The sequence below is a fragment of the Brevibacillus laterosporus genome, from assembly GCF_030489605.1.
GTDB lineage: Bacteria > Bacillota > Bacilli > Brevibacillales > Brevibacillaceae > Brevibacillus_B > Brevibacillus_B laterosporus_E.
The window spans coordinates 1-17893 of the sequence record NZ_JAUKFY010000021.1; the positions used below are offsets into that span (position 1 = coordinate 1).

General features: G+C 40.8%; 17 protein-coding genes and 4 pseudogenes. 3 read left to right on the forward strand and 18 right to left on the reverse strand.

Going from position 1 to position 17893, the window contains the following annotated elements; genetic code table 11:
- From QZ995_RS18565 to QZ995_RS18575, 3 genes and pseudogenes are all read right to left on the reverse strand, one after another.
- Nucleotides 1–697, reverse strand: a pseudogene (locus QZ995_RS18565) (IS4 family transposase); the annotation flags it as partial.
- A gap of 115 nt (nt 698–812) precedes the next feature.
- Nucleotides 813–1307, reverse strand: a complete 495-nt coding sequence (locus QZ995_RS18570; RefSeq protein WP_301809855.1) for a hypothetical protein — start codon at nt 1305–1307, stop codon at nt 813–815.
- Nucleotides 1308–1466: 159 nt separating this feature from the next.
- Nucleotides 1467–1868 (reverse strand): annotated as a pseudogene (locus QZ995_RS18575) (SMI1/KNR4 family protein).
- A 249-nt stretch (nt 1869–2117) separates the two neighbouring features.
- On the opposite strand from QZ995_RS18575, the pseudogene QZ995_RS18580 reads away from it, so the two are divergent.
- Nucleotides 2118–2628 (forward strand): annotated as a pseudogene (locus QZ995_RS18580) (recombinase family protein).
- Between the two features lie 54 nt (nt 2629–2682).
- Here the strand turns inward: QZ995_RS18580 and QZ995_RS18585 are convergent.
- Together QZ995_RS18585 and QZ995_RS18590 are read right to left on the reverse strand one after the other, a co-directional pair.
- Nucleotides 2683–2880, reverse strand: a complete 198-nt coding sequence (locus QZ995_RS18585; RefSeq protein ID WP_301809857.1) for a hypothetical protein — start codon at nt 2878–2880, stop codon at nt 2683–2685.
- 148 nt (nt 2881–3028) lie between these two features.
- Nucleotides 3029–3376, reverse strand: a complete 348-nt coding sequence (locus tag QZ995_RS18590) for a hypothetical protein (RefSeq protein ID WP_366919711.1) — start codon at nt 3374–3376, stop codon at nt 3029–3031.
- Nucleotides 3377–3516: 140 nt separating this feature from the next.
- Here QZ995_RS18590 and QZ995_RS18595 point away from each other — a divergent pair.
- A pseudogene (locus tag QZ995_RS18595) lies at nt 3517–4068 on the forward strand (DUF4062 domain-containing protein).
- 54 nt (nt 4069–4122) lie between these two features.
- Here the strand turns inward: QZ995_RS18595 and QZ995_RS18600 are convergent.
- From QZ995_RS18600 to QZ995_RS23875, 6 genes are all read right to left on the reverse strand, one after another.
- Nucleotides 4123–6714, reverse strand: coding sequence for an ABC transporter permease (locus QZ995_RS18600; RefSeq protein ID WP_301809858.1), 2592 nt, complete (start codon nt 6712–6714; stop codon nt 4123–4125).
- Nucleotides 6711–7394 (reverse strand): ABC transporter ATP-binding protein, encoded by a 684-nt coding sequence (locus QZ995_RS18605; RefSeq protein ID WP_301809861.1) that lies wholly within the window; start codon nt 7392–7394, stop codon nt 6711–6713. The genes QZ995_RS18600 and QZ995_RS18605 overlap by 4 nt, the downstream gene beginning before the upstream one ends.
- 24 nt (nt 7395–7418) lie before the next feature.
- Nucleotides 7419–8357, reverse strand: coding sequence for a VanZ family protein (locus QZ995_RS18610; protein ID WP_301809862.1), 939 nt, complete (start codon nt 8355–8357; stop codon nt 7419–7421).
- A gap of 101 nt (nt 8358–8458) precedes the next feature.
- Nucleotides 8459–9460 (reverse strand): sensor histidine kinase, encoded by a 1002-nt coding sequence (locus tag QZ995_RS18615; RefSeq protein ID WP_301809864.1) that lies wholly within the window; start codon nt 9458–9460, stop codon nt 8459–8461.
- On the reverse strand, nt 9461–10144 hold the full coding sequence (locus QZ995_RS18620) for a response regulator transcription factor (protein ID WP_301809865.1): 684 nt from the start codon (nt 10142–10144) through the stop codon (nt 9461–9463).
- Nucleotides 10145–10444: 300 nt separating this feature from the next.
- Nucleotides 10445–10945, reverse strand: coding sequence for an Ig-like domain-containing protein (locus QZ995_RS23875; protein WP_366919712.1), 501 nt, complete (start codon nt 10943–10945; stop codon nt 10445–10447).
- Between QZ995_RS23875 and QZ995_RS23970 the strand changes: the two genes are divergently transcribed.
- Nucleotides 10917–11135 carry a hypothetical protein gene (locus QZ995_RS23970; RefSeq protein ID WP_437124753.1) on the forward strand — a complete coding sequence of 73 codons (219 nt, stop codon included), beginning with the start codon at nt 10917–10919 and terminating at the stop codon, nt 11133–11135. The two genes, QZ995_RS23875 and QZ995_RS23970, sit on opposite strands and share 29 nt — an antisense overlap.
- Before the next feature lie 634 nt (nt 11136–11769).
- Here the strand turns inward: QZ995_RS23970 and QZ995_RS18630 are convergent.
- The 7 genes from QZ995_RS18630 to QZ995_RS18660 form a co-directional block, all read right to left on the reverse strand.
- Nucleotides 11770–11913, reverse strand: coding sequence for a thiocillin family RiPP (locus tag QZ995_RS18630; RefSeq protein WP_301809866.1), 144 nt, complete (start codon nt 11911–11913; stop codon nt 11770–11772).
- Between the two features lie 167 nt (nt 11914–12080).
- A complete protein-coding gene (locus tag QZ995_RS18635) occupies nt 12081–13517 on the reverse strand; it encodes a glycoside hydrolase family 1 protein (protein ID WP_301809867.1) in 1437 nt (478 codons plus the stop codon).
- A gap of 118 nt (nt 13518–13635) precedes the next feature.
- Nucleotides 13636–15072 carry a glycoside hydrolase family 1 protein gene (locus tag QZ995_RS18640; RefSeq protein ID WP_301809868.1) on the reverse strand — a complete coding sequence of 479 codons (1437 nt, stop codon included), beginning with the start codon at nt 15070–15072 and terminating at the stop codon, nt 13636–13638.
- A gap of 2 nt (nt 15073–15074) precedes the next feature.
- A complete protein-coding gene (locus QZ995_RS18645; protein ID WP_301809869.1) occupies nt 15075–15428 on the reverse strand; it encodes a PTS lactose/cellobiose transporter subunit IIA in 354 nt (117 codons plus the stop codon).
- A gap of 42 nt (nt 15429–15470) precedes the next feature.
- The gene (locus QZ995_RS18650; protein WP_301809870.1) at nt 15471–16721 is read right to left on the reverse strand and encodes a PTS sugar transporter subunit IIC; all 1251 of its coding nucleotides are present in this window, start codon (nt 16719–16721) and stop codon (nt 15471–15473) included.
- Nucleotide 16722: 1 nt separating this feature from the next.
- Nucleotides 16723–17037, reverse strand: coding sequence for a PTS sugar transporter subunit IIB (locus QZ995_RS18655; RefSeq protein WP_022585190.1), 315 nt, complete (start codon nt 17035–17037; stop codon nt 16723–16725).
- Nucleotides 17038–17196: 159 nt separating this feature from the next.
- Nucleotides 17197–17823 (reverse strand): YczE/YyaS/YitT family protein, encoded by a 627-nt coding sequence (locus QZ995_RS18660; RefSeq protein ID WP_301809871.1) that lies wholly within the window; start codon nt 17821–17823, stop codon nt 17197–17199.
- Nucleotides 17824–17893: the final 70 nt, after the last annotated feature.

A 17893-nucleotide genomic window follows, 5' to 3' on the forward strand; every position in this document is an offset into this window, starting at 1 on the left:
CGGGTGAGGATTTTTTTGGTATGCACGATTATTTAGCTTTAAACGAGAAATATAATAAGCTCCTCTCATATCCATATGTTCGAAATCCTGTAAATCGAAGTAGCCTAAGTCACGAATACATAAGTCATTTTTCTGAACAGTCTCTAGACAAATAGAACCGTAGGTTCGGTCGTTTTGTTTTCCTAGTCCCGCCTCAACGTGTAGGAACTGTCCACTAAGAAGGTCATATTCTAACTGAATTTTAACACCGGTTGTATGGCTACTTCCCCCAAATCCTTTATAAGCAGAAGCAAAGATATCCGGAAGCTGAAAAGTAGTGGAATCTAGTATGCGGATTCTATGAAACAAAGTTGCGTAAACCATGAGGTAATGTATCGGCAGCGTATAGCTTTTGAATAAGAAGGTGTGAAAATAGTCGTTGAAGAAATTGTACGGCTTGCCTATTAAATCGCTTATTTAGTCCTTCCCAACTTATTAATATCCCAGTGTATACCTCTAAACGACTACATAATTTCATTAAAGATGTGCTCACAACCTTTTGACTTAACCATACACAAAGTGCGACTAACTCCTGAGACTGATACTTACTTTTTCTTTTGGTAAAACCAGCTTCTCTGGCAAGCTCTTCAAGAGCTTCAGGCATTAAGCAACGCTGGAGCTCTTGAGAAAAAAGCTGGAGCTCGTCTAAGAATTCCATAAAAAACGCCATCCTCTCCTAGGAATCTACGGGAAAGAATAGCGTATTTTTCGTTTTAGGGGTACTAAATTATTTTAAGTTGATGGCGATGTGGTGGTACTCCAACAACAACAATTTATTTTATATACTCAATTAACTTTGCAGGGACTGTTTCAAAAATTAAAATTTCTGGTTCCTTATATGGCTTAAAATTTAAGTATTCTTCGATGGTCAACATACTTTCCCAATATTGACTTACTAAATCTTCTTTTGAAGGTAGTCCCTCCGTAAAGTATCCTCCGCCAGTCTCCTCTTCCATATATTCATCTTCTATATAGGCGAACAAATCACTTGATATATCTTGATTGAAAACTAATATCTTGTCGCTAAAAGTAGGAAATCTAAGATAGGGCTTGGTTGGTGGAACCAACTCTGCACCAAATGCAATTTTAAAATCAATCCATTTTGGTGAATTTATCGATCTGAAACAGTCTGTAATTTCAGGATATAAATCACCACCATTCGTGTACAGCCTCGTTACTGTTCTAATATTTAACCCTTCATTTAAAGCGTTTTGTGGATTTATATGTATATCGCTATCTTGTTTTATTACTGTATGGTATAAATACAAAATTATCGCTCCTAGACTTATATTTCCAGCATTTTCTTCTTCAACATTACTGCCCTTAAATTGAGAAACGTATAAAGAAAGAGGACTGCTCTGATAGCTCTCATCAACTCCATTATCGCTCTCGTAATAATTGAATAATAAAACCTTAATCGGTTAACTCTAATTGTTGTTTAATAAATTGTCAGCTTCTTTTTCGCCTTTTTCTTGACCTTGATACCATGCAACAACTGGGCATTCGCTATTGTCCAGTTGGGTTGTATCCAAACAATAAATCCAATCAGCTCCAGGCTCAAAAAATACAACATAGCCGTCTGGTATATTGTACTCTTTCCAATCCATTGTATTGTATTGTCTAATCTTATGAACATCGTTTAAACCAATTCCATCAATATCTAAACCTTCAAAACTAACTTAGCTATACTCCTTTAATAGCCACTTATAACTATCAGGTAAAGTCACATGTAATGTATTTTCAATTTCTTTTATTTTCTCTTCAGAAGTTCCAGCTAACTTATGAACACTTCTATTTTCGATAAGGTTTTTAAGTTCTTTTTCGTACATATAATAATCACCACGAATTCATAACATCGGAATGCATCTCTTCATAATTTTAGCATAATCCCTAACATTGTTGTTCCACAATTTGGCCCGATTGCTGAATAACCTATCTCCATGTTAATACATGCTATTACCAAAAACCAGTGTTTTTGTAATGTCCCCCCATCGCCCTGCTGTCCTTTGATTTTATTAAGATTAGTGGTTACCAAAAATATTACCAAATACCTTTACAATAAGTGTGCCTCTAGTAAAATGCTTAATGAATATGGTTGTGAAAAAATAGTTAAGGAGAAATTTTACTGGTACGGTTAAAGATCGAAAAGGTCTTCATCAACTTTTTGATGTCATCCGGAAAGGCGACACAGTTGTAGTGGAAAGCATCTCCCGTTTAGGACGTAAAACATTGGATATCCTCAACATTATTCAACAGTTAGAAGAGATGGGGGTGCAATTCATTTCTTTAAAAGAAAATATGGATACAAGAACCTCTACGGGCAAATCCATGTTCCAAATGATGTGCGTTATTGCTGAATTAGAAAGAAACCTTATTGCTGAGAGAGTAAAGGAAGGACTCGAAGCAAGTAAAAAACGTGGAAAAACATTAAGTAGACCCAAGTTGGATAAAGAAAAGCTTGTTGTTGCGCTACGGATGTATGATAGTAAAGAATATTCTATAAAAGAGATAGTCTCAGTAACTGGAATATCTCAAGGTTCCTTATATAGAGCCATCAACAGAAGAAGGCTTGAAGAAATAGAAATATAGGACGCGTTCTATTTTTTCTCCAATTTTACTTTGAGGTCTACAGCAGGAACCCTGTCACTTAGCCTTAGTAGCTACCTCCATTAAATCTCCCATCAATAGAATGCGAGTACGATTTCGGTTCTTAACAACAAACTGCAATGCTTTGTCAAGATATTTGGGATTGTGGTACCTGTTTCCGAAGTGGATGTCTTCAATCGGTAAAACGTACATCGACCGGTGAGAGCCGCTGTATCCCGATAAGAACTGCTTCATTCACTTTCTCCTCCCCTTATTTAGTCTTTACATAGACTAGACCGAAACAAGTAGGCGGCAACGCAAGTCCTGACGGCGGGAGGGGGCGGGGAGGGTGTTAAAAAGAGCGTACAGATGAGACTACACTCTCTCTGTACGCTCTTTTCCATTAATTCGTTACGAACTCACCTTTTATCGCATCAAAACAGGAGGCATTATCTCTCTTCTCCATTTGGTAAACAAGCCGAGGAGTCTTTAATTCTTTCTCCTCTTCGTCATACCAGAAGTAAGAAAGAATAATCTCGTATTCTTTTTGGAAGGCTTCCTTAACCTTTTCGATAGAGACAGCTTTCTTACCATCTGGTAGGTCACTAGTAGCAAAGCTTGGAATATTGAATCCCAAAACTTCTCCTGTTTCCGCATTCAGTTGTACAAGATATATCTGGTCTGCTACTTTAATATCCTGATGTACAATGTGGAACTCAATCCAATAAATATTTTTCGCCTTTTCTTCCATTTCTTTGATTTCCTCAGGGGTAGCGCCTTTTAGTTGAATCTCATTAAGCCCTGGTTTAGAGATTTCGCCTAGAATAAGCTCTTTCGTTCCAGTAACATATTTATCTAGGAAGGATAGGGCTAATTTTTGTGCCTCTTCTTCTGTTATTTTTATTTTCTCTTTGTTATAAACCGGGAAATTGGTTTCATACCTCTGTTGAAGCTGTACTTCAAGCCGGTCATATCCCTGCTGGAGTCGAGCAATTTTTCAAGGAAAGCCCAATGAAAATTAGGAAGAGATGCATCGACGAGTCCGATGTATATATCCTGATTCTCGGAGGATTCTATGGTTTAACGCTTCCTAATGAATCCAAGCGCTATGCGCATTGGGAATATGAGTATTCCGGAGAAGCGAGCAAGCCTAGATTAGCTTATGTTGTCACAGATGAAGCATCAAGACAAAAGCCATACTACTTCGCAGCAATTGAATACTATCAGAAGTTTAAGAGTTTAAGCAATCGGTCATGGAACAAGTCCCTATCTATTATGTTGAAGATGTACGGCACATTAAAATGGTACTTCGTGATCAATTGCCGAAGTATGTAGCAAGAGACAATTTGTATGGCTGGGTTTCCGGCAAGGATGTCCCCGGACGTTCAAAAGCTGTTGGAAGAGAATGCAAGATTAAAGGCGGAGTTGGAGAAAAAGAAATGAAAGAGGGGCTGGCACAACCAGCCCTGACTTGGTTGAAGTCAGGGCCGATGGCTATCATATATTCTCTTGCTTTAATGCATCAATAATATTTTCCTTTTTTACTTTCGCGCCGGAATAAACAATCGCGGAACTGACAATGACAAATACGGCGACAATGACAAACAGAATGCTCATCCAAGGGAGGATGAACCCGTAGCTGAATTTGTTCGAAAATGCTCTATAGGTCAGATACATCACGACGAAACTAATGGGAAGCCCAAACAACAGCGATTTGACCCCATAAAAAATACTTTCATAGTTCATCATTTTCGCAAAGCCTTTTGGCGTCAGGCCTACGGATTTCAGCATCGCAAATTCTCGTTTGCGAAGAGACACCCCCGTCGAGATCGTATTAAAAATGTTCGCAATGGAAATCGCAGAGATTAATACTATAAAACCGTAAGAAAAGAAGGACATCAATAGAATCTGTTGTTCTTCGCTTTTTCTGGATTGATATACATTGTAGACATTCAGATTGGTCTCATGCATCTCTTCAATTTCCTGCTGCGTTCTCATGGGTTCCGTACTTTTCAAGTGGAGGTACGTCGAAACGTTAACTAGATCCTCGTCGTCTGCCAGTCGATTCATGACGCGTTCCGACACGATCATATTTAACCCGCCTATCCCTGTCGGGTTCATCCCCATAGGGGCTTGATCCGTCAATGCGGCAACGATCATTTTGTTTGCCTTCGTTTCTTCTCCATTCTCTTTATAGAAGTTCGTTAGCTCGATACTTTGACCGACATTCGTATACATGGCCTTCGTCTGAACATATTTCCCCGTGCCCATATCTTTGTAATGAATCGTATCCATCACGATCGCGGCGGGATGATCCGGCTCCGTAAGCTGTTCGTAATCTGCGCCAACCTCTTTGGCATAGGCTTGCAGACTCGAATCGTTCAATGCATGAATTTTAATATCGTAAGGGTATTTCCCGTCTTGCAGCATACTCTTATCCTTCTTAACCTTCCCTTGCAATTCATCGGCGATAATCGCTGCATCGACCCAAGCGTTCCCATATAACTCGTGAATTACGTTGTATTCAGTGACGCCATCCAGGGATACAATCAATCGCATCAACCCTTCATCTATTCTTTTTCCATTGCTGTACGACACTTCAATATCGTAATTGACGCCTTCCCGTGACAGTTCCAGGGATTGTGTCATGCCGGCCGTAAAAAACGATACCGTCAAAAACAAAACGATGCTGATGACAAGCGAAAATACGATGGCATGATATCTCCGTTTGTTCCTTTTTAAGTTTTTCAGCCCGATTTCCGCTTCGATCCCGAAGAGCTTGCGAATGAACTTCGACGTTTTCACTGCTTTGGCCGTAAGCTTTACGTCGGTAGTTTGGCGTATCGCGTCCATAGCAGATACCTTGGATGCTTCGATCGCCGGGATATACGTCGAAACGAAAATAGTCAGCATCGAAACAAGACAAGCAATCAAGAGCGATAACGGCGTGACGATGAGCCTCAGCTTTTCACTGGTCCATAATGCCCCTTCAATCATCGCGTTCATGAACCAAAAGGTGATCCCGATCCCGGCAATACCGCATAGGATGCCAATGGGAATGCTGATCAAGCCAATGACGATACCTTCAAAAAGCACTGAATTTCGCTTCTGCCTTTTCGTAGCCCCCACGCTCGCGAGCATCCCTAAATGGCGGGAACGTTCCGAGACGGATATCGCAAAAGCGTTATAGATGAGCGAAACCGAGCCAATCATAATAACCCCCATAATGATGGCAGATAAGGATAACATCATGCTGTACGAGGCTTCGCTTTTGGACAAGCCGTAATAACGTAGCAATCCGTTATTATATTGGACCGTTTCAATTTGTTTTTGCTTAGCCAAATCCTCTGCATGAGCGAACAAGGACGGATTGACTTTCTGCAAGACCACCGCCGCATCGACTCGATCGTTTGCCCCGATGATATTGTCATCGACATAGCTAATGATCGTATAGCCCGGGGCCCAAGCCGTTTCCCATACGGGACGCTTGATGAAGCCAACCACCGTATAATCACTTATCTTGATATGCTGCAACGTCTCGGTCAATGTGCCGTCTTCCCTGCGCAGCGGTTCGGTCTGATCCAAGGGATGATTGCCCCCTTGTTCGAATCGTTCGCCGACGCGAAGGGTTAGACGATCGCCGATTTCGTACTTCACTTTGGCGTTCGTTGCAATGGGCTCGGAGATAACGACTTCCTTGTCCGTGTGCGGAAGACGCCCCTTGCTTAGTTCAACCGGAAATTGCGCGAAACCCTGCGCATCATATTCCTTGATGAACAAATACGGTTTATTGGGATTTTGCCCCCCTTCTAATGGGGCATAGCCAAGGTCTCTTGAGATCGCAACGGTTTTGGTTGCGTCATCGCCCTGTATCGCCGCAAGCTGTTCCTTGGTTACATCTTGATATTGGACATGCCACTCCCCTGTATCCGCGATGGCTTGCCTGATCATTAAATCCGAAAAAGAAAAAACAAGCGTAGCGACAGCGGTCACCATGGCAACCGAAATGATGACGCCGATGATGGTTACGAGCGTTCGTCTCTTGTTCTGCTTCAGATGCCGGATGGTTAATGTATTGACAATATTCATCGTCGGATCACCTCGTCATTAGCAATCCTCCCGTCTTCAATCGAAATGATCCTGTCGGCTTGCAAGGCGATCCGTTCGTCGTGCGTGATAACGATCAGCGTCTGATGATAGGTCTTATTCAGCATTTTTAATAAGTCGATGATCTCGCTGCTATTCTTGCTGTCCAGATTCCCGGTCGGTTCGTCAGCCAGCATAATGGCAGGATTGCCGATGAGCGCTCTGCCGATCGAGACCCGTTGCTGCTGTCCGCCGGATAGCTGATTCGGCAGGTGGTTTAATCGATGCTGTAAATTCAGCGTATTCACAAGACCATCCAACTGCTTTTGATCTACCTTTTGTTTATCTAGCAAGAGCGGCAACGTAATATTCTCTTCTACCGTCAGGACGGGAATCAGATTGAAAAACTGGTAGATCAGGCCGATTTGCCTGCGCCTGAAGATGGCCAGCTGCGTCTCGTTCAAGGCATGCATGTCCGTATCCTGAACATAAACTTTACCGCCAGTCGGCCGATCTACACCGCCCAGAATATGAAGTAACGTCGATTTCCCCGAGCCGGACGGGCCGATAATCGCCACGAATTCGCCCTTTTGGACCGAAAAAGAAACATCGTCAAGCGCCTTCACCGACGATTCGCCTGTACCGTATTCTTTAGACAGATGCTCGATTTTTAAAATTTCCATGGCCATACCTCCTTCCCTAAATGCTCAATTCCAGGTATTTACCATCTCTTTAAATCCAACATCCCATAGGGTTTCATTCCCCTCAATGGTTATCGTAAGCTCATTTGCTTGTGGGAGAAAAATTAAGCTCGTATCCGGTTCATGGCGTTGATCTTCTGCAGATACGGACAGGAACTCATGTCCATCAACGGTAAGCTTGATGCTTCCCTTGGAATCCTTTTGATCGGGAATTCCATAATTCAAGAAAAGATACAACTCCTTCTTATTGCCTAACGTATACGTGTACGTTTCCTTGTTTTTACCTTCGATGCTATACACATTATATTTGGGTTCCACGTCTTGACCGCCAATCTTAAGGCTGGACTGTTTGGTTCCCGTTGATGGATTCCCGGTACTATTCTTCAATTCGTTTATCGCCACAAAGGGGCCCATTTCTTTGGTGAACACTTGGTCAAGCATCCCGAAGACCCCCCACACTCCAAGCATCAATACAACACTGGAAATACCCGTAGTGGCAATATTTCTCCAGTTGTTTTTTGTACGAAAGCCAAGCTTGTACGCCCCGAATCCGACTGCCGCACCCAATGAGTTCGGTATGATGTCGTTAATGTCAAAGCTGCCGAGGAATGTTAGTGCCTGAATAGTCTCCAGCACGAGAATGGACAGGATGAACAAAGTCATCAAGCGTACAAAGTTGGTTCGATATAACAACGGAATCAATATGCCAAAAGGGATGAAGGCTGCGATGTTCCCAAAATCCATTAAATCCATCAAATTAGGATGTAGAAGATCGGATAGACCTGGCAGCCTAAAAAAACTGTCCGGTAAAAAAATAAAGGTGTACTTGGTGATTTGATCTACCTTACCTACTCTGCCGAAAGCGAAAAACAAAAAATAAAGAATCAAAAGGGTATAGAATATAGTGATTGCAAAAATAATCTTACGCTGTTGCTTGAAATGCATTGTCTTACCTCCATTGTTCATCTGATGAATATCATTTTATCTGTCTAAAATGACTTTCCAGTGACAATGGAGGTGACAATTCAGTCACTTACGGAGTGCCGTTAAATCACGTGCTTATAAAATTTAATCCGAAACTGCGTACCATTCTCGCTGTCGCTCGTCACATCGATCACGCCGTTCTGGCTGGCAATGATGCTGTGAGCCATCGCAAGCCCTATACCAATGCTCCCTTCGCTAGCGTTCTTTCCTTTGTAAAAACGTTTGAAAATATAAGGCAAATCTTCTTTCGGAATGCCTTTTCCGTTATCAGCAATGACGATTTCCGTAAATAGCGCGTTTTCGGAAAATGCGATGTCGATCGCTCCGCCTTCAGGAGTATGCTCCACGCCGTTCTTCAAAATATTGATGACCGCCTCAGCAGTCCAATTGAAATCTCCGACAAAAGAGACGTTGTCATCGCCCGCGATGGAAAACGTCTGTCCCTTAATATCCATCGGAATCATAACCGGCTCTAATGCCTTTTGGATCAGGTTTTTCACGGGGATTCGATCTTTTTTGAATTGGATGGTCTTCGCGTCCATTTTCGATAGCTTTAATAAAGAAGAAACAAGCCAGTCGATGCGTTCAAGCTGGATGCGCATATGATGGGTGAATTCCGTTCTTTTAGCCGGAGGCAGGTCAGGGGCACTTAACAAATCCGCCATCACCGTCAAGGAGGTGAGCGGTGTTTTGAGCTGATGCGAAATATCAGATATGGCATCCGTCAGTTGAATTTTGTCGCGCTGCAATAGCGACCGGTGTTCCGATAGCATGAGCGTCACTTTGTAAATATCATTCTTTAAAATACTTAGCTCGCCTTCTTGGTTATCGCGAACGTCGAGAGAATCATTACCATTGCTTATTTCCCTCAAATAGTCGGACAGCTTCGCTAGCTCCCGATATCTCCATCTCGTGAATAACAAACTCAAACCAATAAGCAGCATGGATACAATGAAAACGAATATCGCTGCGACGGACGAAAAGAAAGCAGCAACGGCGGTCGCCGTTATGCTGATCGAGCCCATGACGAGCAATAACATTTGAAATTCCCGATTCCGCAGCATCTAATCACCAACCTTATAGCCTAAACCGCGTACCGTTTTGATCAAAGTCGGATGTCCTGGATCATCCTCCAACTTTTCCCTCAGCCTTTTGATATACACCGTTAATGTATTGTCGTTCACGAATTCGCCGGCCACGTCCCAGATTTGCTCTAAGAGCTGATTCCTTGTGAGGACCTGTCCAACGTGGTTGCCGAAGATCAGCAATAAGCGATATTCTAAGGCGGTCAGCGGAATTTCGGCGCCGTTTTTATGCACTTTACCTTCCAGCGTATTGATTCGAACATTGTCGATGTCGATGATCGCTCTGGCATGGGACGGCTTCTGGTATCTCCGCAAGACGGACTTGATCCGGGAGAGAAGCTCACGAACTCGAAAAGGTTTGGTAATGTAATCGTCGGCTCCCATGTCGAGCCCCATCACGACGTTAACCTCATCGTCGATCACCGTTAAGAAGATGACCGGAATGTCTCGTCGCTCTTTCACCATCTTGCACAATTCATAACCGCTTCCGTCCGGAAGTTGTAAATCGAACAGGCATAAAGCGAATTGATCGATGTCTTCGGCGAGCACCTTTTTGGCTGAAGCGACATCATGGCAGAGAACGGTTGAATAACCATCCTGCTGCAGCGAATATTCCAGTCCCGACGCGATCGTCTTATCATCTTCGACTAATAAAATTTTCAATGCAGATCATCCTTACGTTAGAGTAAATTCACTCCTCATTTAGTTTCGATATTATAACAGATTTTCTCAACAGGTTTCACCGTTTTATTCTGCGGCTCCTGCCCACTTGCAACCCTTACCCGATCGGTAAACTCCCCAAGGTATTTCGCTTGCTCCTTCATCCCCATTGCGTCACTAACCTTCCATTGTGTTTTCAATTCCAAAATAAGTTCATTTGCAAGGGTGTGTACAACATCAGGCTGTGAATGAACCATATATCAGGGGTGGAATTGTAGCCGTTTCTTCTTTCCCTGCTAATTCCTAAGTCCTTATTCTGACCAGTAATCCGGGTGGTCGATTGTGAACGACGCGGAATTTCCGTGTAAACTCAGCTGATTTACCGCCTTGGTCGTCTTCTGCCCATATTGTTAGCGTATGGTCGATGTTTTCTGCTAAATCCAAACCCACGATATCCGCAGCCCCATCATAAAGACGTTTGCTCTTAAATGTTAGGGTCTTGGCAAAAGAAATAGGCGTGCTACCGTTGGAAACTCTCGATTGCAACGCCCTTATTGTCGCTTTATTGATTTGGTATTTTACTGTAACCACGTTATCTTTGTCGATATCAGACGCATTTCCTTGAATACTTAATATGTCTTTTTCAGCAAGCTTTTGATTGTCGATTGGAGAAGATAGGTTCAGTGTTGGATTAGAGTTATCGGAATACTCAATAGTTACTGCATACCGATTATAATAGGTATAGCTTCTTGTATCATATCCAGGTATCGTGACAATGCCACTATATCTACGGGTACCGTCGATTACCCTTCATTTGGGTAGAGAGTCCGAACAACAGATTAACCATAAGTGCACACAACGCCTTATGAAGCTAAAGGAAACCAAGCGCTCATCCGTAGAAAGAGAAAGAATTATGCACGCTCCGACTCCACAGCTTGTCTCTGAGAATTTGTTAAACCGTCAGTTTCATGTAAAGGCACCGAATGAGAAATGAGTAACGGATGTAACAGAATTCAAATACGGCAGAGGTCAGAAGGCATATTTAAGCGTTATTCTAGATCTATATGATAACACCATAGTCTCGTATGTTTTAGGGCATGCCAACAATAATAATCTTGTATCGTCGAATTAGCCATAAAAGCGGCGCCAGGAAGCAAGCCTATGCTTCATAGTGATATGTAAAACTTAGGGGTACCACTGACCTGTATTACTACTTTCCAATAATATAATCCATTTTTTAGGGACTAAATTTCTCTCTACTTTCAGTGAGGTGGGATTATCCTTTTGAAAAACGCCTGAATTTTTTAGATTCAAGCGTTAAATTTATACATAATTATTAGGATCCAGTTTTATTATTTTCTATATCTATCCTATCCAAACCTATATGACTAAATAAGGTATGTGAACCCTTTTACAAGTTTACTTACAGGTACCTACCACTCTAAAAGATACTAATAGGTAAACCCATCGGGCCAATATGTTTACTACATTCAAGTCCGCTCCATCATTCGAGGTTTATTGATCTCCTCTAAACATGTGGATTCTCTGGAGAGGGGATCATAATAGAAAGTGCTTTCGGATTGGATAATTACAATTCAACCTGAAAGCACTTTGAAGTATGAGACCTATTAGAAGCACTCAGTAGTACCAACTATATCGAAGCAACCACCAAAAGTACCGACTGTACCAGCTGTTCCTACACAATTTAGAGTAGCATAGGTTTGATTAAAAAGTTCCTCTGCATATAGATCTAATTCTAATGTTATCTCCATGCTTCTTTCTCCTACATGGTTTTGAGGGAATTCGTTACAGTTCATGTATAGCAGGTGGCATTTTTCGTTCTTTCATGTAAGGACATCGTTACATGCTTCACCGGTTAACCAATTGTCTTTCGGGATTCGTAAAAATATCAGGTAAACTTTTTTGTAAGATTCTTTTATTACAACTCTTCTCCATTCGACTGAACAACCCTCTGATACCAATAAAAGCTCTCTTTTTTCTTTCTTTCGAGTGTTCCATTGCCATAATCATCTTTATCGACGTAGATGAAACCGTAGCGTTTAGACATTTCGGATGATGAGCAACTGACAATGTCGATTGGTCCCCACGGATAGTAGCCGATTACTTCCACACCGTCTTTAATTGCTTCTTTTATTTGTTCAATGTGGCGTTTAAGGAATTCAATGCGATACGGGTCATGAATTTCGCCGTTCTCATCGACCTTGTCATATGCACCAATACCGTTTTCAGTAATCATGATCGGTTTTTGGTAGCGATCATAGTACAGATTTAAAGCAGTTCTTAAACCGATCGGATCAATGGACCAGCCCCAATCGCTTGCTTTCAGCTCCGGATTTAAGTATGCAGAGTTAAGCTTCTTTGCACTTTCTGCATCAGAAATTCGCGTGTAGTAGTATGAGAAGCTAAAGAAATCTGCTGTATTTTTAAAATCTTCTTCATCATGTTCTCCGAATTGAATCGTAATATTATTCTCCTCAAAGAAGCGGAACGCATAATTTGGGTATTTACCACGCATGAGAATATCAGAGAAATAATACTCCATTTGGTTGCGTTTTACCGTTGCCAGTACATCTTCCGGCTTACATGTTGCGGGATGAGAAATTGCATCAAAGAGCATCATTCCGATTTGCATCTTAGGATTGATTTCTTTTGCTATTTTTGTTGCTCTCGCACAAGCAACAAGCTCATTGTGTGCACCTTGGTATTTGGCTTCCAACAAGTTTTCCACGCGATCTGCCGGAATACCGAGGTGATTGAATGATTCAAACGTAATTAAGTTAATTTGGTTTACAAGAATCCAGTATCTCACTTTATCTTTATATCTGTTAAATAATACTTCACAGTAGTGGACAAAAAAATCGATCATTTTTCGGTTATACCATCCATTATATTCGGTTGTTAAATGCAATGGCATTTCATAATGAGAAACGGTAATGAGAGGCTCCATTCCATTTTTAATAATCTCATCAATAAGATCATCGTAAAATCTCAATCCTTCTTCATTCGGTTCTGTCTCATCGCCTTTCGGAAAAATGCGTGCCCAGTTGATAGATGTACGAAACGAATTCATTCCCGTTTCTGCTAGCATTTTTAAATCTTCTTTATAACGGTGATAGAAATCAATCGATGTCCGTTTTGGATAATGACCTTCTTTATCTTCTAGAGCAAACTGAATGTCTTTTGTTGTCAATTCATAATTGCCTTTTTCCTTAATACTCACGTCATCAGTAAACTTATTGATATCTGCTACACAAAGTCCTTTTCCGCCTTCTAAATAAGCACCCTCTGCCTGATTTGCCGCAATGGCGCCTCCCCATAAAAATTTTTTAGGAAATGTAGCCGGATTTTTTCTCAAGTTGCTTGCCTCCCTTTATTGTCTTGTCAAACATTTTGCTGGATGCAGCATTTTTTATTTGTATACAAACTCTTCCAACTTTGACTGGTATGCACAGGTGATCAGATTGAACATTCCGTTAAATAAACTCTCCGTTCGTTTCAATCACTTTTTTATACCAGTAAAAGCTGTCTTTTTTAATACGTTTTCGCGAGCCATTCCCTTCATTGTCTATATCAACATAAATGAAGCCATAGCGTTTTTCCATTTCAGCCGAAGAACAGCTGACAATATCAATCGGTCCCCAAGCACAATACGCGAAAATTTCCACACCATCTTTAACAGCTTCCTTAACTTGGGTGATATGCTCAGATAGATACGAAATACGGTAATCATCATGAACCATCCCATCTTCCAGCTTGTCATACATGCCAAAACCGTTTTCAGCGATCATGATTGGCACTTGATAGCGATCATAATATTGGCATAATGCGTTATATAAGCCTTTAGGATCGACAGCCCAGCCCCATGGATTTGCTTTAAGATGCGGGTTTTTACTTAAATCAATGGGGTTCATACCATTCTTTTTTGCTGAAACCATGGAAGAATAGTAGTATGAGATGGCCAGAAAGTCCATAGTGTTTTGTTTTAAAATAGTTGCATCCTCTGGCTGTTCGTTAATTGAAATATCGTTTTCATGAAAGAAACGTCTCATATAGCCAGGGTATTCGCCTCTAAATTGAACATCGGTAAAGTAATATTGTAGTCGATTTCTTTTCAGCGCCAGTACAATATCATCCGGATGGCAGCTCTCTGGATAGGCTGTACAATCGGCAAGCATAGTACCCAAATGAAGTGAAGAACTCAATTCTCGCGCCTTTTTAACAATACGAGCCGATGCAACCATCTGATTGTGAATAGCCTGGTACTTAGCCTCGTCTAAATGATCCACCTGGTCTTTGCAAATCGCAACCGAGTTAAATGATTCATGATACATTAAATTGATTTGATTGATCACAATCCAATATTTCACTTTGTCTTTGTAACGATCAAGCAATACTTCTCCATACCGGACGAAAAAATCAATTACTTTGCGATTGTTCCATCCTCCATATTGAAGTGTAATGTTTAACGGTGTTTCGTAGTGAAGCATTGTAATAATTGGCTCCATACCAAGACTTCTGATTTCATCAATTAACTTATCATAGAAAGCAAGCCCTTCTTCGTTCGGCTCTTGGTCATCACCATTCGGATAAATACGGGACCAATCAATAGATGTTCGAAAAGTTTTAAAGCCCATTTCGGCCAGAAGCTTTAAGTCTTCTTTATAAGTGTGATAAAAGTCGATTCCATGTCTTTTCGGATAGTAACCGACTTTGTCTTCAATCGCTTCTTTCACTTGCCCAAGAGTCATATCAGAATCATGACTTGTAATATCTTGATCACTACGATACCGGTGAACATCAGCAAGGCTAATTCCTTTTCCGCCAATCCCAAAAGCACCTTCGCATTGGTTAGCCGCAACCGCACCGCCCCATAAAAAATCTTTTGGAAAAGTACCTTCATACGTTCTCATGGTTATGCCTTCTTCCCATCAATTTTTTCATCAATTCTTCTAAAAACGCGAACTAACCGTTTGGCAATTTCATATTCGCTCTTTACAGTCATTAACGTATCTTGGGCATGGGCAAACAGCAGTGAGAAAATGGCTTCCTCTCCCTGTGCTTCTTTTTGTACAGTTTCTGTTTGCAGCTTATGAGATGCAACGATATCTTTATTTGCCTTTTCTAATATTTTCTCAGCACGGTCGTATTCCTCCTCTTCGCAGCATTTTAACGCTTCCATGACATCATTGCGGGCATCACCTGCATGCAGGATCATTTGCATTGATATTAAATACAGCGCTTCTAGTTCTTGTTCTCTATCAATCATGGTACAATCTCCTTTAATGTTGTTTTGAAATGCTATAACGAATTACTGTTCAGATTCGCTTACTTCTAATTCTTTCTTCCTCTCTTGAATATCGTAAGCTTTAAAGAACGGGAAGAAGATAATAAATGCTACGAGAAATAATATCATTGCTAAAACAATAGCTCTCCAATCTTGAGTTGCCAAATATGATGAAATCGGCATTGGCAAATACCAAAGCATGAAAGTCTTCGTCGGGATACTTACCCAGCCTGCATGCAGCACCCAGTACGTAATACTCGGAATAACAATTGCAGTGATCCACATCGGAATCATTAAAAATGGGTTAAAGACAATTGGCGCCCCAAACATTAATGGTTCATTGATATTAAAGATAGAGGGAACGATCGTTGCCTGTCCAATAGCTTTCATACGCATCGACTTTCCCAGGAAGAACATCATGATAACGAGAGGCAAAGTCGTGCCGATTCCACCCATGCTTGTAAAAGCATAAAGCGTTTCCATAACTGCGATATTGGATGGAGTTCCTCCAGATGCTACTACTTGTGCATTTTCGGCAAGACCTGATAAATAAACGGGATAAATAACTGGCATCATTACCCAGCCGCTAATACCAAAAGTGTACAAAAACGCTGGAATGAAGACAGATAAAACAAATCCAGGATAGCTTTGAACAATATTTGATAATGGTTTAAAGATCGCTAGGATTACTTCAAAGAAATCAATTTTTGCTTGAACACCAATCAGCCATCCAGTCAGCATAATCAGCGTAATCGGAATAAGTGTGTCAAACCAAACAACGATAAAGTCCGGAATTGATGAATCCGCTGAGAAAAACGAGAATTTGGAGAATTGAACAAGTACAAATCCAACAAACAAGCCGACTATCAATGACAGAAACATACCAGTTGCTCCAAATCGATCTAGCATGAACTGAATTTGTCCGTTCTCCAATATGACTGGCGACAATAAGAACAGATAAAGAGCCAAACCTGTTGAGCCTGCTATTAGCTTTTTATTATCAAGTTTCTTTTTCTCCATAATGAAATATGGGATTAAGAAGGAAACGAATAAGCCCAGCAGACCGAATGTAAATGTATTAATTAAAGAAAAATCAGGGAGCCACGAAAATACACTATTTAATAGACTGACAATCGTAATTAGCGAACCGACAAGGATTAGAGGCAGAATAGTCATAACCGCATCCTGGATCGATGATACCCACGGGTTTTTCGTGATTTTATTAACCCTTGGACTAAACGATTCGTTCATAAAAGTCATTATTTTCTCCATCATGTTATTCACCCGATTCAAGTAGGTTAGTAATAAGGTCGCACGCTTTATTGCCATCTAAAGTGCCATAAATGATTTGCGGGATTACAGATACTTTAATCTGATAATCTCTTACTTTTTCTTTCAATTCATCTTCCATATATTTCAAATGTGGGCCAATTAACAAAATATCGATTTCGTTTAGATACTCTGATAATTGTGATTCGCTTCGAGCTTGTACAGACATTTCCATCCCTCTTTTTTTGCCTGCTTTACGAATAGCATTTGCCATAAAACCACTAGAAGCACCTGCTCCACAGATTAACAATACTCTTGTCATTTGAAATTCCCCCTACATCATTTTTTGGTTTCGCTTACATGCTTAGTATTGCATTGGTCGAATTTTAAAACCAACAATAAAAGTTCCTACCCATAGGAACGATAATTGACCTCATATTTCTATTCTCTACCTTTCAAAAAAGCAAATATACTATTCTTTCTAGATAGATCGCTTTCCAACTTTTTTTGATAACGATGTGAAAACCTTTAATGAAAGTTCAATAACAGGTCCAACTAAAAAGATACAAAGAATGGTTCCGATACCGTATAAACCACCTAATAAAATCCCCGTAACGACTAAAATTCCATCAATGGTCATTCTTGTTACCTTTATGGTCACGTTTAATCGCGTGGAGAAAAAGAACATAAGGCCTTCTAACGGTCCCATTCCTGTTTTTGTAGATAAAAAGAGACCTGTTCCACACCCGTAAATCAAGATGCCAATGAGTGCAATACATATTTTTGGTATCGATTGCAGGAAGAATGAAGTCATTCCATCCATTGCAAGAAATAAGTTAATGAAATAACCGCATCCAATACTGAAAATAAGACTTCCCACCCCGAAAAACTTTCGGTTCAGAAAATAATTGATGACTAAAATGGTCAGACTAAAGATCTGACTTGCTGTTCCAAACCGAATCGGAATAAAATGTAGTCCGCCCAATAAAAACGTACTAATCGGGTCTACCCCTAATTCCGCAAGCAAAACCAGTGAAATCCCAAAGGCTGTCACAACTGTGCTAATGACAACAAGTGTATAATTCATCATTTTTTGACTCATTTTCATAGTTCCCTCATTTAGCGTTCATTTGTATGAAAGTATTTCATCTTTCCTCTGAAGGAACCAACTAAAAAAA

What these genes read in the sequence shown, in the direction of transcription:
- QZ995_RS18655 (WP_022585190.1), bottom strand. Translation starts at nt 17,037, where the DNA reads ATGACAAGAGTATTGTTAATCTGTGGAGCAGGTGCTTCTAGTGGTTTT.
- QZ995_RS18610 (WP_301809862.1), bottom strand. Translation starts at nt 8,357, where the DNA reads ATGCATTTCAAGCAACAGCGTAAGATTATTTTTGCAATCACTATATTC.
- QZ995_RS18615 (WP_301809864.1), bottom strand. Translation starts at nt 9,460, where the DNA reads ATGCTGCGGAATCGGGAATTTCAAATGTTATTGCTCGTCATGGGCTCG.
- QZ995_RS18605 (WP_301809861.1), bottom strand. Translation starts at nt 7,394, where the DNA reads ATGGAAATTTTAAAAATCGAGCATCTGTCTAAAGAATACGGTACAGGC.
- QZ995_RS18650 (WP_301809870.1), bottom strand. Translation starts at nt 16,721, where the DNA reads ATGATGGAGAAAATAATGACTTTTATGAACGAATCGTTTAGTCCAAGG.
- QZ995_RS18585 (WP_301809857.1), bottom strand. Translation starts at nt 2,880, where the DNA reads ATGAAGCAGTTCTTATCGGGATACAGCGGCTCTCACCGGTCGATGTAC.
- QZ995_RS18630 (WP_301809866.1), bottom strand. Translation starts at nt 11,913, where the DNA reads ATGGAGATAACATTAGAATTAGATCTATATGCAGAGGAACTTTTTAAT.
- QZ995_RS18640 (WP_301809868.1), bottom strand. Translation starts at nt 15,072, where the DNA reads ATGAGAACGTATGAAGGTACTTTTCCAAAAGATTTTTTATGGGGCGGT.
- QZ995_RS18645 (WP_301809869.1), bottom strand. Translation starts at nt 15,428, where the DNA reads ATGATTGATAGAGAACAAGAACTAGAAGCGCTGTATTTAATATCAATG.
- QZ995_RS23970 (WP_437124753.1), top strand. Translation starts at nt 10,917, where the DNA reads ATGCCACTATATCTACGGGTACCGTCGATTACCCTTCATTTGGGTAGA.
- QZ995_RS18590 (WP_366919711.1), bottom strand. Translation starts at nt 3,376, where the DNA reads ATGGAAGAAAAGGCGAAAAATATTTATTGGATTGAGTTCCACATTGTA.
- QZ995_RS18660 (WP_301809871.1), bottom strand. Translation starts at nt 17,823, where the DNA reads ATGAAAATGAGTCAAAAAATGATGAATTATACACTTGTTGTCATTAGC.
- QZ995_RS18600 (WP_301809858.1), bottom strand. Translation starts at nt 6,714, where the DNA reads ATGAATATTGTCAATACATTAACCATCCGGCATCTGAAGCAGAACAAG.